The 19410-nt window shown below is 69.7% G+C and carries 16 protein-coding genes; 13 read left to right on the top strand and 3 right to left on the bottom strand.

What is annotated here, in order from left to right; genetic code table 11:
- Positions 1-18: 18 nt before the first annotated feature.
- From pelG to pelF, 7 genes are read left to right on the top strand one after another with little or no spacing between them, the layout of a single operon-like run.
- On the top strand, positions 19-1416 hold the full coding sequence (pelG, locus tag ACFOD9_RS10230; RefSeq protein WP_379510016.1) for an exopolysaccharide Pel transporter PelG: 1398 nt from the start codon (positions 19-21) through the stop codon (positions 1414-1416).
- Positions 1413-2273 carry an endo alpha-1,4 polygalactosaminidase gene (locus tag ACFOD9_RS10225; protein ID WP_379510015.1) on the top strand — a complete coding sequence of 287 codons (861 nt, stop codon included), beginning with the start codon at positions 1413-1415 and terminating at the stop codon, positions 2271-2273. Before pelG ends, ACFOD9_RS10225 begins: the two co-directional genes overlap by 4 nt.
- Positions 2270-4033, top strand: a complete 1764-nt coding sequence (locus tag ACFOD9_RS10220) for a hypothetical protein (RefSeq protein ID WP_379510014.1) — start codon at positions 2270-2272, stop codon at positions 4031-4033. The genes ACFOD9_RS10225 and ACFOD9_RS10220 overlap by 4 nt, the downstream gene beginning before the upstream one ends.
- Positions 4030-5562: a hypothetical protein gene (locus ACFOD9_RS10215; protein ID WP_379510013.1), complete on the top strand. Its 1533-nt coding sequence runs from the start codon at positions 4030-4032 to the stop codon at positions 5560-5562. Before ACFOD9_RS10220 ends, ACFOD9_RS10215 begins: the two co-directional genes overlap by 4 nt.
- Positions 5559-6644, top strand: a complete 1086-nt coding sequence (locus ACFOD9_RS10210; RefSeq protein WP_379510012.1) for a hypothetical protein — start codon at positions 5559-5561, stop codon at positions 6642-6644. The genes ACFOD9_RS10215 and ACFOD9_RS10210 overlap by 4 nt, the downstream gene beginning before the upstream one ends.
- Complete coding sequence (locus ACFOD9_RS10205; RefSeq protein WP_379510011.1) at positions 6641-7573, top strand: hypothetical protein; 933 nt, start codon at positions 6641-6643, stop codon at positions 7571-7573. The genes ACFOD9_RS10210 and ACFOD9_RS10205 overlap by 4 nt, the downstream gene beginning before the upstream one ends.
- On the top strand, positions 7570-9036 hold the full coding sequence (pelF, locus tag ACFOD9_RS10200; RefSeq protein WP_379510010.1) for a GT4 family glycosyltransferase PelF: 1467 nt from the start codon (positions 7570-7572) through the stop codon (positions 9034-9036). Before ACFOD9_RS10205 ends, pelF begins: the two co-directional genes overlap by 4 nt.
- Here pelF and ACFOD9_RS10195 read toward each other — a convergent pair.
- The gene (locus tag ACFOD9_RS10195) at positions 9012-9434 is read right to left on the bottom strand and encodes a hypothetical protein (RefSeq protein ID WP_379510009.1); all 423 of its coding nucleotides are present in this window, start codon (positions 9432-9434) and stop codon (positions 9012-9014) included. The genes pelF and ACFOD9_RS10195 overlap by 25 nt on opposite strands.
- A 13-nt stretch (positions 9435-9447) precedes the next feature.
- Between ACFOD9_RS10195 and ACFOD9_RS10190 the strand changes: the two genes are divergently transcribed.
- Positions 9448-10188, top strand: a complete 741-nt coding sequence (locus tag ACFOD9_RS10190) for a LuxR C-terminal-related transcriptional regulator (protein WP_379510008.1) — start codon at positions 9448-9450, stop codon at positions 10186-10188.
- A 136-nt stretch (positions 10189-10324) separates the two neighbouring features.
- On the opposite strand, the gene ACFOD9_RS10185 is transcribed toward ACFOD9_RS10190, so the two are convergent.
- Entirely contained in the window at positions 10325-11731 is a 1407-nt protein-coding gene (locus ACFOD9_RS10185) for an endo alpha-1,4 polygalactosaminidase (RefSeq protein ID WP_379510007.1), read from the bottom strand.
- Positions 11732-12287: 556 nt separating this feature from the next.
- On the opposite strand from ACFOD9_RS10185, the gene ACFOD9_RS10180 reads away from it, so the two are divergent.
- The 4 genes from ACFOD9_RS10180 to mmsB are packed head-to-tail and all read left to right on the top strand — an operon-like array spanning position 12288 to position 16738.
- Entirely contained in the window at positions 12288-14168 is a 1881-nt protein-coding gene (locus tag ACFOD9_RS10180) for an ATP-binding cassette domain-containing protein (RefSeq protein ID WP_379510006.1), read from the top strand.
- 11 nt (positions 14169-14179) lie between these two features.
- Positions 14180-14650 (top strand): GreA/GreB family elongation factor, encoded by a 471-nt coding sequence (locus ACFOD9_RS10175; protein WP_379510005.1) that lies wholly within the window; start codon positions 14180-14182, stop codon positions 14648-14650.
- Positions 14651-14709: 59 nt separating this feature from the next.
- The gene (locus tag ACFOD9_RS10170; protein ID WP_379510004.1) at positions 14710-15852 is read left to right on the top strand and encodes an acyl-CoA dehydrogenase family protein; all 1143 of its coding nucleotides are present in this window, start codon (positions 14710-14712) and stop codon (positions 15850-15852) included.
- Positions 15853-15868: 16 nt separating this feature from the next.
- Positions 15869-16738, top strand: a complete 870-nt coding sequence (mmsB, locus tag ACFOD9_RS10165; protein WP_379510003.1) for a 3-hydroxyisobutyrate dehydrogenase — start codon at positions 15869-15871, stop codon at positions 16736-16738.
- A 34-nt stretch (positions 16739-16772) separates the two neighbouring features.
- On the opposite strand, the gene ACFOD9_RS10160 is transcribed toward mmsB, so the two are convergent.
- Positions 16773-17960: an acyl-CoA dehydrogenase family protein gene (locus ACFOD9_RS10160; RefSeq protein WP_379510002.1), complete on the bottom strand. Its 1188-nt coding sequence runs from the start codon at positions 17958-17960 to the stop codon at positions 16773-16775.
- 266 nt (positions 17961-18226) lie between these two features.
- Here ACFOD9_RS10160 and ACFOD9_RS10155 point away from each other — a divergent pair, with 266 nt between their 5' ends.
- Positions 18227-19384 carry a sulfotransferase family protein gene (locus ACFOD9_RS10155; RefSeq protein ID WP_379510001.1) on the top strand — a complete coding sequence of 386 codons (1158 nt, stop codon included), beginning with the start codon at positions 18227-18229 and terminating at the stop codon, positions 19382-19384.
- Positions 19385-19410: the final 26 nt, after the last annotated feature.

The following is a 19410-nucleotide window of genomic DNA, read 5'->3' as shown; positions in this document are numbered from 1 at the left end:
CCGACAGGGGCAGCAATCATGGCCGGCATCGGCTTCCAGCTCGAGAGAATGGCCCGCCAGGGCGGGATCGCCGGCTTTGCCGGGGCCACCCTGCACGGCGCGGTGATCTCGTGCGGGCCATGGCTGCTGACGGTCCTGGCGATCCTGCTGCTGCACCGCTGGACCCAGGCCCACAGCCACGCTGCGGTCACCATCACCATCCAGGCCGTGCTGACCTACGCCTTCAGCCTGTCGGTGGTCGTGGCCATGCCCTTCGCGCTCGCAGGGATCCGTCTGGCATCGGACCTGGTCTATTCGGCCGACCGCGATGCCATCCCCCGCCTGCTCATCGCCGTGCTCAACCGGGCCAGCGCAGTGGCGCTGGTGGTGGGCTTCGGCCTGTTCTGGATCATGGCCGGCCTGCCGCCGATGGCCGCCATGCTGGCCGTGGCGATCCTCGTGCTGCTCACCCAGATCGCCGTCATCGGCCCATTCCTTACCACCACGCACCGCCATGACGCGATCATCCTGGCCTATGGGCTGGGCACGGTGGGCGGCGCGCTGCTGGTCATCGGTCTGAACCTGACCGGGCTGGTTCCGGTGCTGGCGACGGTCGCCCTGGCCCTGGCCTTCACCGAGCTGGCCCTGATCGCGGCGCTGCGCGGCGAATTCCCGGCCCCTTGCACCGCCGGCACCGGGCCGGCGCTCGACGTGCGCCCGGTGATCCATGTTGCCCTGGCCGGGCTTGCCAATGCCCTGGCGCTGTGGATCGACAAGTGGCTGCTGTGGTGGGCCACCCAGTCGACCGCGGTCGCCGGCAGCCTGCGCGTCAATTCAATCTACGATCCAGCCAGCTTCATCGGCCTGCTCACCCTGGTGCCCGGGCTGTCGCTGATCCTGCTCCTGTCGGAGACCCGGCTGGAGCGGGCGTTCTGGCGCTTTGCCCGGGCCTGCACTGGCACGGCCCGGCTCAACCGGATCGAGGAGGCGCGCCACGACCTGGCCGACCTGATCCTCAGCCAGTTGCGCCTGCTCGCCTCGCTCCAGATCGTCATCGCGGCCCTGTGCTGGGTGCTGGCACCCGAGATCTTCCGGCACCTGGGCTACGATCCGCGCGGCCTGTTCTCTTTCCGCTTCACCGTGGTCGGCGCGGTGTTCCACCTGATCACGATCTATGTGACGATCGTCCTGTCCTACTATGACCTGTTCGGCCGGATCCTGCTGGTGTGGGTGGTTTTCGCGCTGGGCAGCGCGGCCGGAACGCTGGCCATGTGGCACCTGGGCGTGGCTGGCCTGGGCTGGGGATACCTGTGCGGGGCCATGGCCGCCGCGGTGGTGGGCCTGGCTATGCTCGGCAATGCGACGGTCCAGCTCGTCTACCTGATGTTCGTCGCCAACAACCCGTCCCTCGTCGGTGAAGCGAGGTACTGGGCATGACTCCTTTCCCCCTCGGTCGGCGTGAGCTGCTGGCCGGGCTGGTCGCCACGGGTCTGGTTGCTCGCGCTGCCCCCGCAGCAACCGGCCCGTGGCGCTGGGCCATCGATTATGGTCCGGCCACCAATCCGGACCTGGCCCGCACCTTCGACCTGCTGGTGCTCGAACCGGCTCATCCGCGCCCGATCGCGCCCCTGCGCGGGGCCAGCGCCGTGCTGCTGGGCTATCTCAGCCTGGGCGAAGTGGAACAGGGCCGCGCCTATGCCGGCCAGCTCCACAAGGCCGGCGCGCTCAAGGCCGCCAACCGCAACTGGCCCGACGCGCGGCTGGTCGACCTGCGCCATCCCGCCTGGTCCGAACTGGTGATCGGGCGCCTGATCCCCGAGATTCTCGCCAAGGGCTACGACGGCATCTTCATCGACACGCTCGACAGCGCCGAAGCCCTTGCCCGGCGCGATCCCGTCGGCAATGCCGGGATGGTCGAGGCCGCCGTCGCCCTGTTGCGCCGGATCCGCAAGGCCTTCCCGCGCATCACCGTGCTGCTCAACCGCGGCTATGCCGCCTTGCCGGAGGCCGCACCGGCCATCGATCTCCTGCTGGCCGAGGCCATGGCCTCGCGCTGGAACTTTGCCGAAAAGCGCTACGAGCTGACCCCGCCGGCCGACTGGGACTGGCAGGCCGAGCGGCTGCGCGCCGCCCACGCCGCCAATCCCGCGCTGCGCCTGCTCACGCTTGACTACTGGAACCCCGCCGACGCGGCGACCATCGCCCAGCTCTATGCGCGCGAGCGCGCCGCCGGCTTCCACCCCTATGTGGCCACCCTCGCGCTCGACCGGGTCCTGCCGGAGCCGGTGGCATGATCGCCCGGCTGGTCGGCACCCCGGCGCGCGCCCTGGGCGCCGCCCTGCTTGGCGCGGGCAGCCTCGCCGGCGCGGCCGTGCTGCTGCTGCCCAGCGCCTCCGACCTCACCTCGGCCGCGCTGCGCGCCACGGCCGGGCTGGGGCACGCCGCGCCGCGAACCGCCGCCCCGGCCCCGCCCAACCGGTCGCCCGCGCGGCTCGCCGCCCTGTTCCACGCCGGCCAGCCGCTCACCCTGCCGGAACTGCGCTGGCTGCTGGCCACCGGCGCCCGGAACGAGGATGCCGCCACCCTACTAGCCGTGGCCCGCCAAATCGAACCCCATGAAGCGGTGCCGACCGCGCGGGTTGCCTGGGATGTGCTGGCTGGCGGCCGTCCCGCCGTGGCCCGCGCCTTCCTTGAACAGCGGCCCGATGCCGGCGATCCGGCGCTGTGGCAACTGCGGGTCGATCTCGCCCGCCGCACCGGCGACCTCGCCGCCGCGCGCGCCATGGTCGACGCCGCCGCCCGGCATCCCGGCACGGCTCCGCCCGCGCAGCTGGTTAGCGCGGCGCTGGCCACCGACCTGCCCGAAGCCGTGGTCCTGGCCGCCGAGCATGGCGCCGTGCCCGCGCCCGATGCACGCCTCTCGCTCGACCTCGTCCACCGGGCCCTGGCCGCGGGGCGGGGCGACCTGGTGGCCCGGATCGACCGCAGCGGCTCGCCGGCCTGGCGCGAGGCCGATCCCTGGCTGGCGATGGACCTTGCCCGCCGCGCCCATGATTATTCCGCCGCCCTCCACTACGCCGCGCTCCTCCCCTCGGGTCGCGACGAGGCGCGTCGGGCGATCGTCCTGGCATCAGGCGATCGTCCGGCGATCCGCGCCATGCTGCTGGAAATGGCCGGCGCCGGGGGCGATCGCCCCGTGCTGGCCCAGCAACTGGTCGAGGCCGGGTTCCGCGCCGACGGGATCGCCCTGCTCCAGGCCGAAGCCGCCACCCGGCCGGCCAGCGATCCGATCGCCGCGCGCCTGCTCTACCTGATGGGACCGCGGCCCGATGCAAGCGGCCTGCAATGGCTTCGCAATCGCGCGGCAAGCGGGGCGGACTGGCGCCAGGCCTACCTTGAGCGCGAGCAGCCGGGCACGGCGCTGGCCTGGCTCACCGCCCAGGGCGATGCCGCGACCACGCCGATGCTGCTGGCCCGCCTGCGCCTTGCCGCCGCCGCGCGCGATCGGGCCGCCGGGACCGCGCTGGTCGCCCAATTGCTCGACGGCCGCCGCCTCGCTCCCGCTGACCTTGCCGCCCTGGCCGCCCATGCCCCGCCCCGGCTCGACCCGCGCCTGACCCTGGCCCTCGCCCATGCCCGGATCACCGCCGGAACCGCGAGCGCGCAGGACTGGCGCGACCTTGCCTGGGACGCCTCGCAGCATGGCCGCTTCGGGGAAGCCGGCGCCCTGCTGGGTACCTGGCTTGCCCGCGCGCCCGATGACCGCGCAGCCCTGCGGCTGATGGCCGACGTGACCCGCAAGACCGGCGGCGAGCGCGCGGCGCGGCCCTGGCTGGAACGGGCCGCCGCGCTGAGCGCGCCGGACTCGCTCGAGCGGGCGGAACTGCTCGAACAGCTGGGCCGCCCGGCCGAGGCGCTGGCCATTGTCGACCGGCTGCGCCAGGCCGCGCCGGCCGACCGCCATCTCACCGCCATGGCCGGGCGGCTGCTCATCGCCGGGGGCGATCCCGGGCGGGCACGCCGGCTGTTGGCCGCCGCGGAGCCGGCCCGATGAGCGCGCTGTTCGCCTCGGCCCTGGCCATGGCCGGCGCCTGGTCGCTGCCGGCGGGCGAGGCGGCCGAACCGGTGGCTTCGGCTCCGTCTGCCGAGGCTGCGCCCGGACAGCGCGACCTCGCGCTGCGCTGGACCGGGCCGGTCGAGGTGAGCGCCGAGGCCGGCCCCTATGAGGTGGTCGTGCGGTTCGACCGCCCGCTCGACCAGGCGGAGATCGACCGGTTCGCCAAGGCCGCCGGCCCGCTGCTGGCCGACCTGCGGTGGAACGATGCCAGCCTGGTCCTGCGCCCGGCCGCCGGGAACCGGATCGAGACCGCCCGGACCGCCGATGGCCTGGCGGTCCACTTCATCGCCGACCGCGACGATGCAGCGCCCGAACCGACCCCGCTTGTTGCCCCCGCCCCGGCCGATACGGCCGAGCTGGCCCTGGTCCGCGCCCAGGCCGATGCCGCCGCCGGCTATCCCGGCCAGGCCCGGCGGCGACTGATGCGGCTGGCGGCGGCCGAACCGGACAATGCCAGCGCCCAGCGTGCGCTGGGCGATGCCGAGGCGGCCGACGGATCGCTGCTGGCCGCCGCGCGCCGCTATCGCGCGCTGGGCGCCGACGACCTGCCCGCCCGGCGGATCATGGCCGAAGCCGATGGCCGGACGACCGGCCAACTCATCCTGCGCCACGGCAAGACCTTCACCCAATGGGAAGCAGGGCTGGACGGGGCCATGCGCGCGGGCGACGGGCTGACCCTGGGCGGCGGCATCCGCCAGGTCACCACCACGGCCAACGACGTGGCCGATGCCACCGGGCTACTGGCCCGCGTGCATGACAGCGCCACGGTCGGCCAGATTGGCGCCACGGCGTTCATCGGCCCGTGGGCGCGGCTGACCGCGCAGGTCGCCAGCCGGCTCGACCGCGACGGGGCCGGCGTCATGGCCCGGCTGGTCGTCGGCTCGACCGAGCGCCAGGCGCGGCTGGTGGCGGCCTGGCACCTGCCGGATTTCTCCACCGCCGAGCAGGCGCACCTTGGCGGCTCGATCAACCGCGCGGGCGGCGGGGGAACCCTGCGGCTTTCGCCCGAACTGGTGGTCCAGGGGGATCTGGCCTGGACCGGCTACGGCCTGGCTGGCCAGGGCGTGCCCACCACTTCGCTGCTGGCCTCGGGCGGGATCGACTACCTTGTGCTGCGCGGGCGGCGCTCGCTCCAGATCAGCTACCGGCTGGATGCCGAATATGTCCGCCGGATGCGCCTGCGCGGCAATGGCCTGGCCTTCATCCCGCTGTCGGACCGCGAGAACCACACGGTCCAGGCGATCTTCTCCACCGCCCTGCACAAGGTCCAGGTGACCGCGGCGGCCGGCTGGACCTGGGACCGCAAGGGTGGAAGCGGGCCGACCGCCAGCCTCGGCGCGGTGGCCAATCTGGGCGCGGCCTGGCGGCTGGAGGCCAGCGCCGGGGTCAGCTCGGTCTCGCGCCCGGCGATCTCGGGCCGGCAGGTGTACCTGCAATTCACCCTCACGCGCTTTTGGCGGAGATGACGATGCCGCTCGAAACCCTTCTCGAACGCACCAACCGCACCGCATCACCGCCCGTTGCCCCGGCCCGCCGCCCAGTGCCGGTGGTCGCCGCGCCCGACCTTTCGCGCGATCCGCCCGGAACGCTTCGCAAGCTGGCCGAGCTGGCGGTCATGTTCGCCCTCCTGCTCGCCATCGACCGCTGGGCCTTGGCGGGCGACCTGTTCGCCGGGATCGCCCCCAGCCCGCTGTGGGTGCCGGTCCTGGCCATGGCGATCGCCTATGGCGCGGGCATGGGTCTGGTGGCGGCGATCCTGGCCGCGGGGATCTGGGCCATGGCGCCCCATCCGCCAGGGCCGGGCGACCATCTGGAGGCGGTGCTCAGGCTGTCGATCGAGCCGATGCTGTGGATCGTGGCGGCCATGATCATCGGCGAACTGACCTCGCACCGGCTCGACCGCCTGCGCCGGTTGCATCGACGCTGCGGACGGCGCGAGGCCGAACTGGGCCAGCTGGCCGAGGCGGTAGACCAGCTCGGGCGGATCAACCGCTCGCTCCAGGTCCGCATCGCCACCGAGGAGCGCTCGGTGGGCGAGGCCATCGCCATGGCGCTCGACCTGGTGGATCGCGGCGCCGCGCGGCAGATGCGCGCGATCGAGCGGCTGGTGGCCCTGGCCGCGCAGACCGGCGACTTCGCCTTCTACACCGCCGAGGGCAGCCGCTTCGTCGCCCGGTTCCGCGGCCCCGATGCGGCGGCGCGCCCCGCGGCGCTTTCGTGGGAGGAACTGGCCAGCGTGGTTGCGGCCAGTGCCGGACCAATCGATTTCGGCAAGGCCGGCTTCGGGGAAGCGGGTGCCGGGGAGACCGGCACGACCCGCGGCGCGCACGCGCAGGCGATGTCGTTCCCGATCTTCAGCGACGACGAGGAGGTACTGGGCGTCCTGGTCATGGCGCCCCCGCTCGGCGCCCATCTCCCGGCGACCAAGCTGGCCGAACTGGCCGGCGTGGCGCGGACCCTGGGCCGGATCGCCGGCGTGCTGACCCCGGCGACCGCCACGCCCCGCCTGCGCTCGCGCAGCCTGTGGGCCAGCGAGCACGCCGCATGACCCGCCCGGCCGGCCTGGCCCCGACTAGCCTGGCCCTGACGGCCCTGGCCGTCCTGGCCGTGGCCGACCTGGCCCTGTTGCTGGCCATGACCCGTGCCGGCCTGCCCGGGACGCGGGCTGGCGGAGCGCTGCACCTGGGCCTGGCACTCGCCGCGCTCGGCTCGGCCCGGGGACTGGACGAACGCCTTGCCGGCTGGGACGGCCTGGCCCTGCCGCTTGGCATCGTGGCTGGTCCGGTCGGCGTGCTGCTGCTGGCCCTGCTGCGCCCCTGGCCGATCCTGCCGGCCCGCGCCGCCGAACCCGACGAGGAGCCGCTCAACAGGCCGGCGGCGGACGACAAGGTGGCCACGACCATCGCCCGGATCACCGACCAGCGCCTGCGGTTCCCCGCCGCCAATCGGCTCCATTCGCTGGCGACGGTGCTGCGCCACGGGGATCTCGCCAGCCGGTGCATGGCCTTGCAGACCGTGGTCCGTTCGTTCGAACCCAAACTCTCACCGCTGGTGGCCATCGCCCTGTGCGATCCCGACCAGACGGTTCGCGCCCTCGCCGCGGCGACCTCGGCTCAGGTCAACGCCAACCTGGCCGCGCGCGTGGCGCGGATCGAGGCGCCGGGCGACGATGACCAGGCGCTCTCCTGCGAGGCCCGGTTCGAGGCGGCCATGGTGCTGTTCGATCATGGCCTCAACAACGTGCTGCTGTCGCAGGCCCAGCGGCTGGTCCTGCGCTGCAAGGCGGCAACCATGCTGCAAGGCCTGGCCCGCGAAGGCGACGGGCTTGGCCGCCTGCGCGCGCCGGTGACCGCGGCGCTGGTGCGGCTGGGTGCCGATGCCGGCGGGACATCGCCCGCGCGCGGCAAGCGCGGCACCGTTCGCGGCCGCGCACCCGGCGGCAAACGGGCGGACCGGCTGCGGGAGGCGCCGGCATGAAGCCTGGCCCGGGCGGCACGAGCGATGTCTGCATGATCGTGGAGGGCGCCTACCCCTATGTGACCGGCGGCGTGGCGAGCTGGTTGCAGGAACTGATGACCAGCCTGCCCGAACTCAGCTTCTCGATCGTGGCAATCAAGGCCAACGAGCGCCCGCAGCCCTGGCAGGTCAGCCCGCCGGCCAATGTGGTGGAAATCATCGAGGTGCCGCTCTCGCGCAGCCACACCCGCCGCTACCCCTTCGACCCCGCCGTGGTCGACCGGATCGGCCGCCTGCTGCTGACCTTCCTCATGGATGGCGACCTCGCCGACCTTGGCGCGCTGACCCAGGCCATCGCCCGCCTGCCGTCGGGCAGCGAGGCGCACCAGATCGTGGCTGCCCCGGAAATCTTCGCCTTGCTTACGCAGTACTACGAGGTTCACCTGGGGACGGCCTCGTTCCACCATTTCTTCTGGGCCATGCAGATCCTGCTGGGCGGGCTGCTGGCGGTGCTGGCCGCACCGCTGCCCCGGGCGCGGGTCTACCACACGCTTTCGACCGGCTATTCAGGCCTGATGGCAGCGCGGGCACGGCTGGAAACCGCACGCCCGGCCCTGCTCACCGAGCACGGCATCTACCTGCTTGAGCGGCAGATCGAGATCATGATGGTGGACTGGCTGGGCGACCAGATCGAGACCGGCCTCGGGCTGGAGCGTGATTGCTTCGACCTGACCGACCTGTGGGGCCGCGCCTTCGAGAGCTACGGGCGGGCCTGCTATGATGCCTGCGATCCGATCGTTTCGCTCTATGGCGCCAACAGCCAGGTCCAGAAGCGGCTCGGTGCCGACGACGCCCGCCTGCGGATCATTCCCAACGGCATCCGGCTGGAGCGATTCGCGGGAATCGTGCCACAGCCCTCCCCGCGCCCGCTGCTCGTGGCGCTGATCGGGCGGGTTGTCCCAATCAAGGACATCAAGACCTTCATCCGCGCCGCCGCCCTCGCCCGCCTGCAGGTTCCCGAAGCCCGCTTCGTGGTGCTCGGCCCCGAGGACGAGGACCCTGACTACAGCGGGGAATGCCGGGCGCTGGTCGACGAACTGGACCTGGTCGAGGCCTTCACTTTCGCCGGGCGGGTCAATGTTGCCGAATGGCTGGGGCGGATCGACCTGGTCGTGCTGACCAGCCTTTCCGAAGCCCAGCCGCTGGTGATCCTCGAGGCGGGTGCCTGCGGCATTCCGGCGATCGCCCCGGATGTGGGATCGTGCCGCGAATTGCTCGAAGGGTCGAGCGGGAGCGCGGGCGGCGTGATCACCGCGCTGGTCGACCCGGAAGCCACCGCCAATGCCATGGTCCGCCTGCTGCGCGACCCGGAATTGCGCCATTCCATGGGCGAGGCCATGCGCGAGCGGGTGCGGCGCGACTACGACTGGTCGGGGATCGTGGCGCAATACCGGGACCTTTACCACGACCTTTCAGCAAGCTGATCGAGGATACTGCGGGCCGATCGAGGATACTGCGGGGTTCCTGCGAAACTTCTTCGCGCGATGCGCGTTAGGGGGGATGTCGGCCAGGCTTGGCTGGCGGCCCGTGGTGTGATGCCGTGGGCGATGATGGCAAGTTTGCAGCCGGACGGATGACAGATAACCGACTGCCATTTGCCGCGTCTTACTTCGTCTTCTTGCATGACCATAATTACACTGGAGCCATGGACATAGTCTGCATCAAATTCATCTCTGGCGCGGATTCCCGAATCGAGATCCATCAACCCGTCGGCAACAAAGATTCCTACTGGACAATATAACGGATTTACACCTATCCTGACCATTCGGACTTCAAGAAACTTGGCGCGGTCGCAACGGAGGGATTGACGGAAGTAATCCATACAGGGGCAGGCCATGACACATACCCTCGACAAGGTTGGCATCGTACTCTTCGGCAGGAATGACTTGCTGCGCGAAGGCCTGCGACGCATCATCGAAAGCAATGGCTTCGACGTGAGCGCCACCGAACAGCACCTCACGCTGTTCCTTGCCGGCAATCCGGGGCCGCTGCGCCGCCCGGCTAAGCTGTTCATCATCGATGCCGCCGATTCCGTCGACGTCGACGAGGAGAGCATCGAGGCCGTCCACCATCACGCCCCCGACGCACGGATCGTGATCCTCCACGACGCCTTCGACATGGACTACATGATCGACGCCTTCCAGGCCGGCATCGATGGCTACATCGTCAAGAGCATCACCTACGAATCGCTGATCGAGTGCCTGCGGCTGGTGATCATGGGCGAAAAGGTCATGCCCAGCGCGCTGGCCAGCCACCTGCCGGAATGGGGGCGCAGGCTCCACCAGGCCCAGCCGGCCTGCCCGGTTTCCCAACTGCTTTCGGCCCGCGAGCTCCAGACCCTGCGCTGCCTGAGCCGCGGCGATCCCAACAAGGTGATCGCCCGCGAACTGGATATCAGCGAGGCCACGGTCAAGGTTCACGTCAAGGCGATCCTGCGTAAGCTGGGCCTGCACAACCGCACCCAGGCGGCGGCCTGGACGCTTCATGCCGGGATCGACCTGGACGAGCCGCCCCAGGCCGCGCCGGTGGCCGCGATGATCCACGCGCCCGAGAGCCCGACCGCCTTCGCCGCCTGACCCGTCCACCCCGACCGCCCCCCACCTGCGGCCAAATCGCCCCGGAGGAGCACGGCTGCGGACCGTTCCCGTCGGACCGCGCGGGCAGGCGCGGTCCGGCGGGCGGCGTCAGGAGGAAACGCCCGGCCCTGCCCCGTCAGATGACGACGAAATCGGCATGGCTCAGGTCGGTCCCGATCGGCACGGTGGCGATCTTGACCATGCCCTGACTGCCGGTCCCGTCGGCATCGTAGCTGATCACGCCGGTCGCCGGATTGTAGATGATCCGGTCGCTGGCATCATGAGCCCTGGACCCTTCCCAGTAGGCCGCATCGGCGAGAGTGCCGACCGGCCCGATGGCGGTGAACACCGCGTGATCGAGCACGACATGATCGATGCCCGGCTGGAAATCGGTGATCGTATCCATGTGCCTGGAGCCATAGGCGCGGAACACGAAGGAATCCGAGCCGGCGCCGCCGGTCAGGATATCGTTGCCGTTGCCACCTTCCAGCCAGTCGTTGCCGGCATTGCCGATCAACACGTCGGCGCCGCCCTTGCCGTAGAGGTGGTCATTGCCATCCTTGCCGATCAGGGTGTCGGACCCGCTGGTTCCGCTCAGCACCAGGTCTGCCGGTGCCAGTGGCGGCGGAGCGGTGGTGGTGGTGGTGGTGGTTGAGGTAGTCGTGGTCCCGGTGGTGGTCCCGGTGGTGGTCCCCGTCGTGCCCCCGGTCGTGGTCGCGCCGCTCCAGTCCTCGTGGATCACCTGGCCGGGGAGGACGCCGGTGTAGCTGATGCCATTGAGGTTGATGTCGGCGGTGTAGTAGCCCACGCCGTCGGCCTTGGCCTGGGCCTCGACGTCGGCCACCTTGGTCGGATCCGAGACATATTCGATCGCAATGACGTCCTTGCCCGCCGCGAGCATCCGCTGGACCATTTCGAGGCTGTACTGGGTCTCGCTCACCGGCTGCTTGGAACCGGTGTCGGTGTAGAACAGGTTCTCCTTGTACATACCGTCGAGGTGGCTGAAGTAGGTGTTGTTGGTCAGCAGTTCCTCGGCGTTGTTGGCCCAGATCTTGAACGCCGGGTTCTTGGCGTGGGCATAGTCGGCCAGGTAGGCGACGAGATCGGCCATGGCCTGGGCCGCACCGGCGGCACCGCCCGGGCAATTGGTTTGCGCCCACTTCTGCTGGTATTCATCGACCACGTCGAAGTAGATCCCGTCGTATCCGGCGGCGATCATCTTGTCGAGGTAGGTGGTGGCCACGGTGCGCCATTCCGCCGTCCAGTAGGCCACCTGGTAATTGCCCGCCCACTGCGGGTTTACCGGCCCCAGCGCGGCGGCAGGAATGGTCTTGAAATAGTCGCGGTAGGTTTCCGCCTCGCCGATGCTGAAATAGCCCAGCAGCAAGGAGGAACCGGGACCGCCGCCCATCTGCGCGACCTGGGTCGGCGTGAACATCTGCCCGGCGTCGTTGTAGATGTCGATGACCTTCACATCGAACGGGGCCGCCGCGATTTCCGTCGGCACCACGCCCTGAAGCACATACATACCCGTCCTGCTCATTTTCTGATCCTTGTTTCGCTGTGCACGACCCTTCGCCCCGCGCCGCGCGCAGGGTGGGCCGGATGGCCGCGGCAGCTATCGGATGCGCGCGGCCGGATGGTTCTGGTGAACGGCGCCAACCCTGCGGGAAGCAGGGCCGGATCGGATGAGCAGTCCGAAACGCGCCGTTGCCGGTTGCGGGCGATCACCGCCCGGCGGTCAATGTCAGCTGGAATTATCCGGCGGTTCGCGCCAGGCGCGATCCGATCGGCCAGGCACACGCCAGCGGGCTGCGCCGCAGTCCTTCTTGCAAATCATCCTACCCTCCGTTGTCGAACGATCCCCAGTCGACAGAACAGAGCCCCCACGCCGGACGATCCACTTGTACCGACGCGCTGGGGCGGCAGGTCGGGCAAGATCGCCCGACAGGCAACCGAAGTGCGATGTAATGCTTTGAAATAGGGACGGATGGTGCGTGTGCGCGGGGCGTTGGCGCCCTTGCCCTTCCGGTTTGGCCTGCCGTTTTAGTTCTGCAAGGTGGCTTTTGCCGGGCGGCCCGGCCTGCTAGGGCGCGGCCATGCTCAATCTTGCCGGAATAACGGTTCGCCTTGGCGGGCGGACGATCATCGACGATGCCACCGCGAAGCTGCCGCCGCGCGGCCGCATCGGGCTGATCGGCCGCAATGGCGCGGGCAAATCAACCCTGGTGCGGGTGATCGCCGGGATGCTGGAAGCCGACAGCGGCGAAGTGGCCATGCCGCGCGGCGCGCGGCTGGGCTATATCGCGCAGGAAGCGCCCGGCGGCGAGGCCTCGCCGTTCGAGACCGTGCTGGCCGCCGATACCGAGCGCGCGGCGCTGATGGTGGAAAGCGAAACCTGCCACGAACCGCACCGCCTGGCCGAGATCCACGAGCGGCTGATCGCGATCGAGGCCCATTCCGCCCCCAGCCGGGCCGCGCGCATCCTGGTGGGCCTGGGCTTCGACGAGGCGGCGCAGCACCGCCCGCTGGAAAGCTTCTCGGGCGGCTGGCGGATGCGGGTCGCGCTGGCCGCGCTGCTGTTCTCCCAGCCCGACCTGCTGCTGCTCGACGAGCCTTCCAACCACCTCGATCTCGAAGCGGTGCTGTGGCTGGAGGATTTCCTGCGGTCCTATCCGGCGACCATCCTGCTGGTCAGCCACGAGCGCGATTTCCTCAACAACGTGGTCGATCATATCCTCCACCTCTCGGGCGGCAAGCTGACGCTCTATCCCGGCGGCTATGATGCCTTCGAGCGCCAGCGCGCCGAGCGGCAGGCCCAGATCGCTTCGGCAAAGGCCAAGCAGCAGGCGATGCGCGATCGGTTGCAGGACTATGTCGCCCGCAATTCCGCCCGCGCTTCCACCGCCAAGCAGGCCCAGTCGCGGGCCAAGGCGCTGGCCCGGCTCCAGCCCATCGCCGAGCTGATCGACGATCCCTCGCTCAGCTTCGATTTCCCCGATCCCGACGAGCTGCGCCCGCCGCTGATCACGCTCGACCTGGCTTCGGTGGGCTATGGCGAGGAACCGGTGCTCCAGCGGCTGAACCTGCGGCTCGATCCGGATGACCGGATCGCCCTTTTGGGCCGCAACGGCAACGGCAAGACCACGCTGGCCCGCCTGCTCGCCGCCCAGCTTGCGCCCATGGCCGGCGCGATGACCGCCAGCGGCAAGATGCGCGTGGGCTATTTCACCCAGTACCAGGTGGAGGAGCTGGATCGCTCGGAAACCCCGCTCCAGCACATGACCGTGCTGATGAAGGGCGCGACGCCCGCCGCCGTGCGCGCCCAGCTTGGCCGCTTCGGCTTTTCCGGCCCCAAGGCGACCACCGAGGTGGGCAAGCTTTCGGGCGGCGAACGCGCGCGGCTGGCCCTGGCCCTGATCACCCGCGACGCGCCGCATATGCTGATCCTCGACGAGCCGACCAACCACCTTGACGTGGACGCGCGCGAGGCGCTGATCCAGGCGCTCAACGGCTATTCGGGCGCCGTGGTCATCGTCAGCCACGACCGCCATATGCTGGAGATGACCGCCGACCGGCTGGTGCTGGTCGATGGCGGCACGGCCCGCGAGTTCGATGGCTCGATCGACGATTACATCGCCTTTGTCCTGGCCAAGGAGCCGGCCACCTCGCGCAGGGACGAGGCCGGGCGCGGCGTCAACAAGAAGGACCAGCGCAAGGCCAACGCCGAAGCGCGCGAGAAGAGCCAGGACCTTCGCAAGCGCGCCAAGAGCGCCGAGGCCGAGCTGGAACGGCTGACCGGCCAGCGCAATGCGATCGACCGGGCCATGTTCGATCCCAAGAGCGCCGAACCTGCCCTGGCCAAGCTGACCATGACCGAGCTGATGAAGCGCCGCGCCGAGATCGAGACCCGGATCGGCGAGGCCGAGGCGGCCTGGATCGAGGCCAGCGAAGCGCTCGAAGTGTTCACGGCGGCCTAGGAGCACCGACCATGAGCGTGGCTTTCCGGCGCGATGGCGATGACGAGCATCTCGAGCCCAAGTTCGAGATCCCGATCCCGCCCGGCCCGAACCTGGTTACCCGGCGCGGGCTGGACCTGATCAACGCGCGCGTGGCCGAGCTGGAACGAAGCGTGGCGCAGGGCGGCGGCGACGAAGCCGCGCTGACCGCCGCGCGGCGCGACCTGCGCTACTGGCAGACCCGCCAGATCACCGCCGAACTGGTTCCGGCGCCAGGCGGCGAAACGGTGGAAATCGGCACCTGTGTCACCTTCCGGATGGGCGGCAGGGAGCGCAGCCTTGCCATCGTGGGCGACGATGAAGCCGATCCCGCCGCGGGGCTGGTCTCGTTCTCCTCGCCCCTTGCCCGCGCCTTGCTGGGCGCCGCGCCCGGCGACACGGCGGATTTTGCCGGGCGGGAAGACGCCATCGCGGTGCTGTCCATCACAGTTATGTTTGGCTAATCGGGATTGACGGAGCAGGCGACCGGCAAGCAACGCCTTTCCACGGGGAATGGAAGCGAATGACCAACCAGTTTGCCCTCACCGAAGACCAGCTTGCCATCCAGGACATGGCGCGCCGGTTCACCGCCGACGTGCTCACCCCCGATGCCGCCCGCTGGGACGAGGACCATGCCTTCCCGGTGGAAGCCTGGCGCGCCGCGGGCGAACTGGGGCTGGGTTCGATCTACGTTTCGGAAGCCGGCGGCGGCGCGGGCCTGGGCCGGCTGGAAGCGGCCCTCGCGGTCGAGGCGATGGCCTATGGCTGCCCCACCACCAGCGCCTTCATCTCGATCCACAACATGGCCGCCTGGATGGTCGACACCTATGGCGACACCGCGTTCAAGGCCCGCCACCTGCCCGGCCTGGTCACCATGGAACGGCTGGGCTCCTACTGCCTGACCGAGCCGGGTTCGGGTTCCGATGCCGCGGCGCTTCGCACCACCGCGCGGCGCGACGGCGATCACTATGTGGTCAACGGTTCCAAGCAGTTCATTTCCGGCGCCGGGGTCAACGACCTCTACCTCGTCATGGTCCGCACCGGCGAGGATGGGCCGCGCGGGATTTCGTGCCTGGCGATCGAGCGCGACACGCCGGGCCTTTCATTCGGCGCGCAGGAGAAGAAGCTGGGCTGGAATGCCTCGCCCACCGCGCAGGTGATCCTCGAGGACGTGAGAGTGCCGGTCGGCAACCGCCTGGGCGCGGAGGGCGAAGGCTTCCGCATCGCCATGGCCGGGCTTGACGGCGGGCGGATCAACATCGGCGCCTGCTCGCTCGGCGGCGCCCAGCGCTGCCTTGACGAGGCGCTGGGCTATGTGCGCGAGCGGCGGCAGTTCGGCCAGGCCATCGCCGATTTCCAGAACACCCAGTTCACCCTGGCCGACATGGCCACCGAACTGGAGGCCGCGCGCGCCCTGCTCTATCTCGCCGCCGCCAAGGTGACCGCCGGCGAGCCGGACAAGACCCGATTCTCGGCCATGGCCAAGCGGCTGGCCACCGACACCGGATCGGCCGTGGCCGACCGCGCGCTGCAACTGTTCGGCGGCTATGGCTATCTCAGGGATTACCCGATCGAGCGCATCTGGCGCGATCTCAGGGTCCATCGCATTCTCGAAGGCACGAACGAGGTCATGCGGATGATCGTCGGCCGTGATCTCCTCAAGTAAGCCCACGGAGCGCAACATGAAGATCGCCTTTATCGGACTTGGCAACATGGGCGGCGGGATGGCCGCGAACCTGGTCAAGGCGGGCCACGATGTCCGCGCCTTCGATCTTTCCGAAGACGCCCTCGCCCGCGCCGTGGCCAATGGCTGCACCGCCTGCAAGACCGTGCCCGATGCGGTGGCCGGCGCCGAGGCGGTGGTCTCGATGCTGCCCAACGGGGCTATTGTGCAACAGGTCTATAGTGCCGAGGTGATCGGCGGGGCACCCAACACGGCGGTGCTGCTCGATTGCTCGACCATCGACGTTGCCACGGCCAAGACGGTGGGCGCGGCCGCCGCCGCTGCGGGCTACGACATGGTCGACGCGCCGGTTTCGGGCGGGATCGGCGCGGCCAATGCCGGCACGCTCACCTTCATGGTCGGCGGCACCGACCAGGCCTTCGCGCGGGCCGAGCCGATCCTGGCCGCCATGGGCAAGACGGTGATCCATGCCGGCGCCAGCGGCAGCGGCCAGGCGGCCAAGATCTGCAACAATATGCTGCTGGGCGCCACGATGGTCGCCACCTGCGAGGCGCTGCGCCTGGCCGAGCGGCTGGGGCTGGACCTGGGCACCTTCTACGACATCGCCTCCAAGTCGTCGGGCCAGTCGTGGTCGCTGACCTCCTATTGCCCGGTGCCGGGCGTTGGCCCGGCCAGCCCGGCCGACAACGACTACCAGGGCGGCTTTGCCTCGGCGCTGATGCTGAAGGACCTGCGCCTCGCCATGGCGGCAGCGCACGATGCCGGCGCGAAGGTGCCGATGGGCGAGCGGGCCGAGGCGCTCTATGGCGAATTTGTCGATGCCGGGAACGCCGCGGTCGATTTCTCCGGCCTGATCCGCACGCTGTGAGGCGCGCGCCGCCGGGCGAGTCCCGGCGGCGGCCTCAGTAGGACTTGGGCAGGCCGAGCACGCGTTCGGCCACGAAGCACATGATCAGTTCGCGGCTGACCGGGGCGATCCGCGTGAGCATGACCTCGCGCAGGTAGCGCTCGACGTGGAATTCCTTGGAATAGCCCATGCCGCCATGGGTCCGCACCGCGCGGTCGCAGGCCTCGAAGGCGGCATCGGCGCCGAGGAACTTGGCGCTGTTGGCCTCGGCCCCGCAAGGCAGGCCGGCATCATAGAGCCGGGCGGCGTGCCACACCATCAGGTCGGCCGATTCCAGCGCCATCCAGCTTTGCGCCAAGGGGTGCTGGATCGACTGGTTTATGCCGATCGGCCGGCCGAACACCACCCGCTCATTGGCATAGCCGACCGCCTTGGCAAGCGCGCGGCGGCCCACGCCGATCGCCTCGGCGGCGATCAGGATGCGCTCGGGATTGAGGCTGTCGAGCAGGAGGCGGAACCCGTCGCCCTCTTCCCCGATGCGGTCTTCCACGGGCACGACCAGGCCATCGATGAAGGTCGAATTGGAATCGACCGCGGCGCGGCCGTGCTTCTCGATCGGGGTGGCTTCGATGTGCCGGCGGTCGAAGTCGGTGTAGAACAGGGTCATCCCGTCGGTCGGCTTGCGGCAGTCCTCGATCGGGGTGGTGCGGGTGAGCAGGAGGATCTTGCTCGCCTCCTGCGCGGTGGAGGTCCAGACCTTGCGGCCGTTGACGACATAATTGCGGCCCTGCCGCACCGCGCGGGTGGAAATGTGGGTGGTATCGAGCCCCGCATCAGGCTCGGTCACGCCAAAGGCCACCTTGTCGCGCCCTTGGACCAGCGCGGGCAGGAACCGCTCCTTCTGCTCGTTCGTGCCATGGGTGACGATCGGATGGGGGCCGAACAGGTTGATGTGGATCGACGAGGCCGCAGCCATCGCCCCGGCGGAATTGGCGACGGTCTGCATCATCAGCGCGGCATCGCTGACCCCGAGGCCGGCCCCACCGAATTCTTCGGGCATGGTGATCCCCAGCCAGCCGGCCTCGGCCATGGCGGCATGGAATTCGTGGGGGAATTCGGCCTTGCGTTCCTTTTCCAGCCACCAGGCATCATCGAACCGATCGCAGACCGAACGCACGGAATCGGCGATCTGGAGCCGCAATTCGGAGCGTTCGAGGCCGGGCGGAAGATCATCGGTACGCATGGTGCGGTTCTCCCCCGGGCCGCTGGCCGCGCGGCATTCGTGTGCTGGCGCAAGTCTCTGGCCCGCGCTCCGGGCAATGGCAAGGGCGCGATTCCGCAGCGGCAAGCCGGCTTGACGGGCGCGGCGCGGACGCGGGATGGTCAGCGGCGAAAAAACGCAGCATACTGTCATAGCGGCAAGCCTCGCCGCGATTCTCCAGCGGCCTTTCCACCCAAGCCGATCACGGCGGGCGCGGGCCAGCCTGATCAACGCCCGGGAGCGGAACCATGCCTGAAGCCCACACCACCCCTCCCCTCGAACGCGACCTGCTGGTGGCCGAGGCCCAGCGCCGCGCCGGGCTCGACGACCTGGGCGATACCTGGTTCTTCGAGCCGCTCGACAAGCTGCTGGAAGTGGAGAAGCGGGAATCGCAGCTCCACGAGGCGGGGACGAAAGCCGAGGCGGAGCGCATCGTGGGCTATCTGGTCAACCGGCTGGGCCGGGTGGACCTGCTCAAGAAGCACCCCGAGATCCTGGACGAGCAGGTCAACGTCGGCTGCGCGATCATCAGCCTGGGCCGCACCGGATCGACCAAGACCCACCGGATGCTGGCCGCCTCCCCGAACCATGCCTTCCTCAAGTGGTGGGAGGGGATGTTCCCCTATCCCTTCCCCGGCGAGGAAATCGGCCATCCGGTGCAGCGCCGCGCGCTGGCCCAATCGATCCACGATCGCATTCCCAAGCGGCCCGAAGTGCGGGTGACCGAAATGGACGACGCCGACGAGGAAGCCTACCTCATCGACCAGTCGTTCGTGGGCACGATGATCGAGTGCTTCCTGTGGGTGCCCGGTTTCATCGAGTGGCAGAATACCTACGACCAGATCAAGGGCTACGAGGAGCTCAAGGTCACGCTCCAGATCCTCCAGTGGCAGGACCCGTCGCGGCGGGGCAAGCGGTGGATCCTGAAATCGCCCACCCATATGTCGGCGCCGCGCGCCCTGCTCCAGGCCTTCCCGGATTCGCTGATGGTCCAGACCCATCGCCACCCGCTGCGGACCGTGCCCTCGCATTGCAGCATGATCACTCCGCTGATCCGCTCGAAGACCGATGCGATCTCGGTGGAGGAGATCGGGCGCTTCACCTCGAAGCGCTGGGCCGACATGGCCGCCGACCTGATCGACCTGCGCGACGAGATCGGCGACGACCGCTTCATCGACATCCCCTACGACACCACCACCCAGGATCCGCTGCGCGCCTGCCGCGACGTCTATGACCGGATGGGCGCGCGCTGGACCCCCGAGGACGAGGCCGCGATCCAGAACTGGCTCGACAACAACAAGCGCGAGAAGTGGTCGCCGCACATCTACGACTACGAGAAGCATGGCCTGAGCGAGGAAATCATCGAGCAGGACTATGCCCGCTACATCGCGCGCCATTGCTCGTGAGCTGACGGGACGCGGCCAACGCCCCG

The organism is Novosphingobium bradum, from assembly GCF_042646485.1.
GTDB classification, from domain to species: domain Bacteria; phylum Pseudomonadota; class Alphaproteobacteria; order Sphingomonadales; family Sphingomonadaceae; genus Novosphingobium; species Novosphingobium bradum.
Note: the sequence above shows the minus strand (reverse complement) of the source record. Positions and strands in the feature narration are given on the sequence as shown.

What these genes read in the sequence shown, in the direction of transcription:
- pelG (WP_379510016.1), top strand. Translation starts at nt 19, where the DNA reads ATGGCCGGCATCGGCTTCCAGCTCGAGAGAATGGCCCGCCAGGGCGGG.
- ACFOD9_RS10225 (WP_379510015.1), top strand. Translation starts at nt 1,413, where the DNA reads ATGACTCCTTTCCCCCTCGGTCGGCGTGAGCTGCTGGCCGGGCTGGTC.
- ACFOD9_RS10220 (WP_379510014.1), top strand. Translation starts at nt 2,270, where the DNA reads ATGATCGCCCGGCTGGTCGGCACCCCGGCGCGCGCCCTGGGCGCCGCC.
- ACFOD9_RS10215 (WP_379510013.1), top strand. Translation starts at nt 4,030, where the DNA reads ATGAGCGCGCTGTTCGCCTCGGCCCTGGCCATGGCCGGCGCCTGGTCG.
- ACFOD9_RS10210 (WP_379510012.1), top strand. Translation starts at nt 5,559, where the DNA reads ATGACGATGCCGCTCGAAACCCTTCTCGAACGCACCAACCGCACCGCA.
- ACFOD9_RS10205 (WP_379510011.1), top strand. Translation starts at nt 6,641, where the DNA reads ATGACCCGCCCGGCCGGCCTGGCCCCGACTAGCCTGGCCCTGACGGCC.
- pelF (WP_379510010.1), top strand. Translation starts at nt 7,570, where the DNA reads ATGAAGCCTGGCCCGGGCGGCACGAGCGATGTCTGCATGATCGTGGAG.
- ACFOD9_RS10195 (WP_379510009.1), bottom strand. Translation starts at nt 9,434, where the DNA reads ATGGATTACTTCCGTCAATCCCTCCGTTGCGACCGCGCCAAGTTTCTT.
- ACFOD9_RS10190 (WP_379510008.1), top strand. Translation starts at nt 9,448, where the DNA reads ATGACACATACCCTCGACAAGGTTGGCATCGTACTCTTCGGCAGGAAT.
- ACFOD9_RS10185 (WP_379510007.1), bottom strand. Translation starts at nt 11,731, where the DNA reads ATGAGCAGGACGGGTATGTATGTGCTTCAGGGCGTGGTGCCGACGGAA.
- ACFOD9_RS10180 (WP_379510006.1), top strand. Translation starts at nt 12,288, where the DNA reads ATGCTCAATCTTGCCGGAATAACGGTTCGCCTTGGCGGGCGGACGATC.
- ACFOD9_RS10175 (WP_379510005.1), top strand. Translation starts at nt 14,180, where the DNA reads ATGAGCGTGGCTTTCCGGCGCGATGGCGATGACGAGCATCTCGAGCCC.
- ACFOD9_RS10170 (WP_379510004.1), top strand. Translation starts at nt 14,710, where the DNA reads ATGACCAACCAGTTTGCCCTCACCGAAGACCAGCTTGCCATCCAGGAC.
- mmsB (WP_379510003.1), top strand. Translation starts at nt 15,869, where the DNA reads ATGAAGATCGCCTTTATCGGACTTGGCAACATGGGCGGCGGGATGGCC.
- ACFOD9_RS10160 (WP_379510002.1), bottom strand. Translation starts at nt 17,960, where the DNA reads ATGCGTACCGATGATCTTCCGCCCGGCCTCGAACGCTCCGAATTGCGG.
- ACFOD9_RS10155 (WP_379510001.1), top strand. Translation starts at nt 18,227, where the DNA reads ATGCCTGAAGCCCACACCACCCCTCCCCTCGAACGCGACCTGCTGGTG.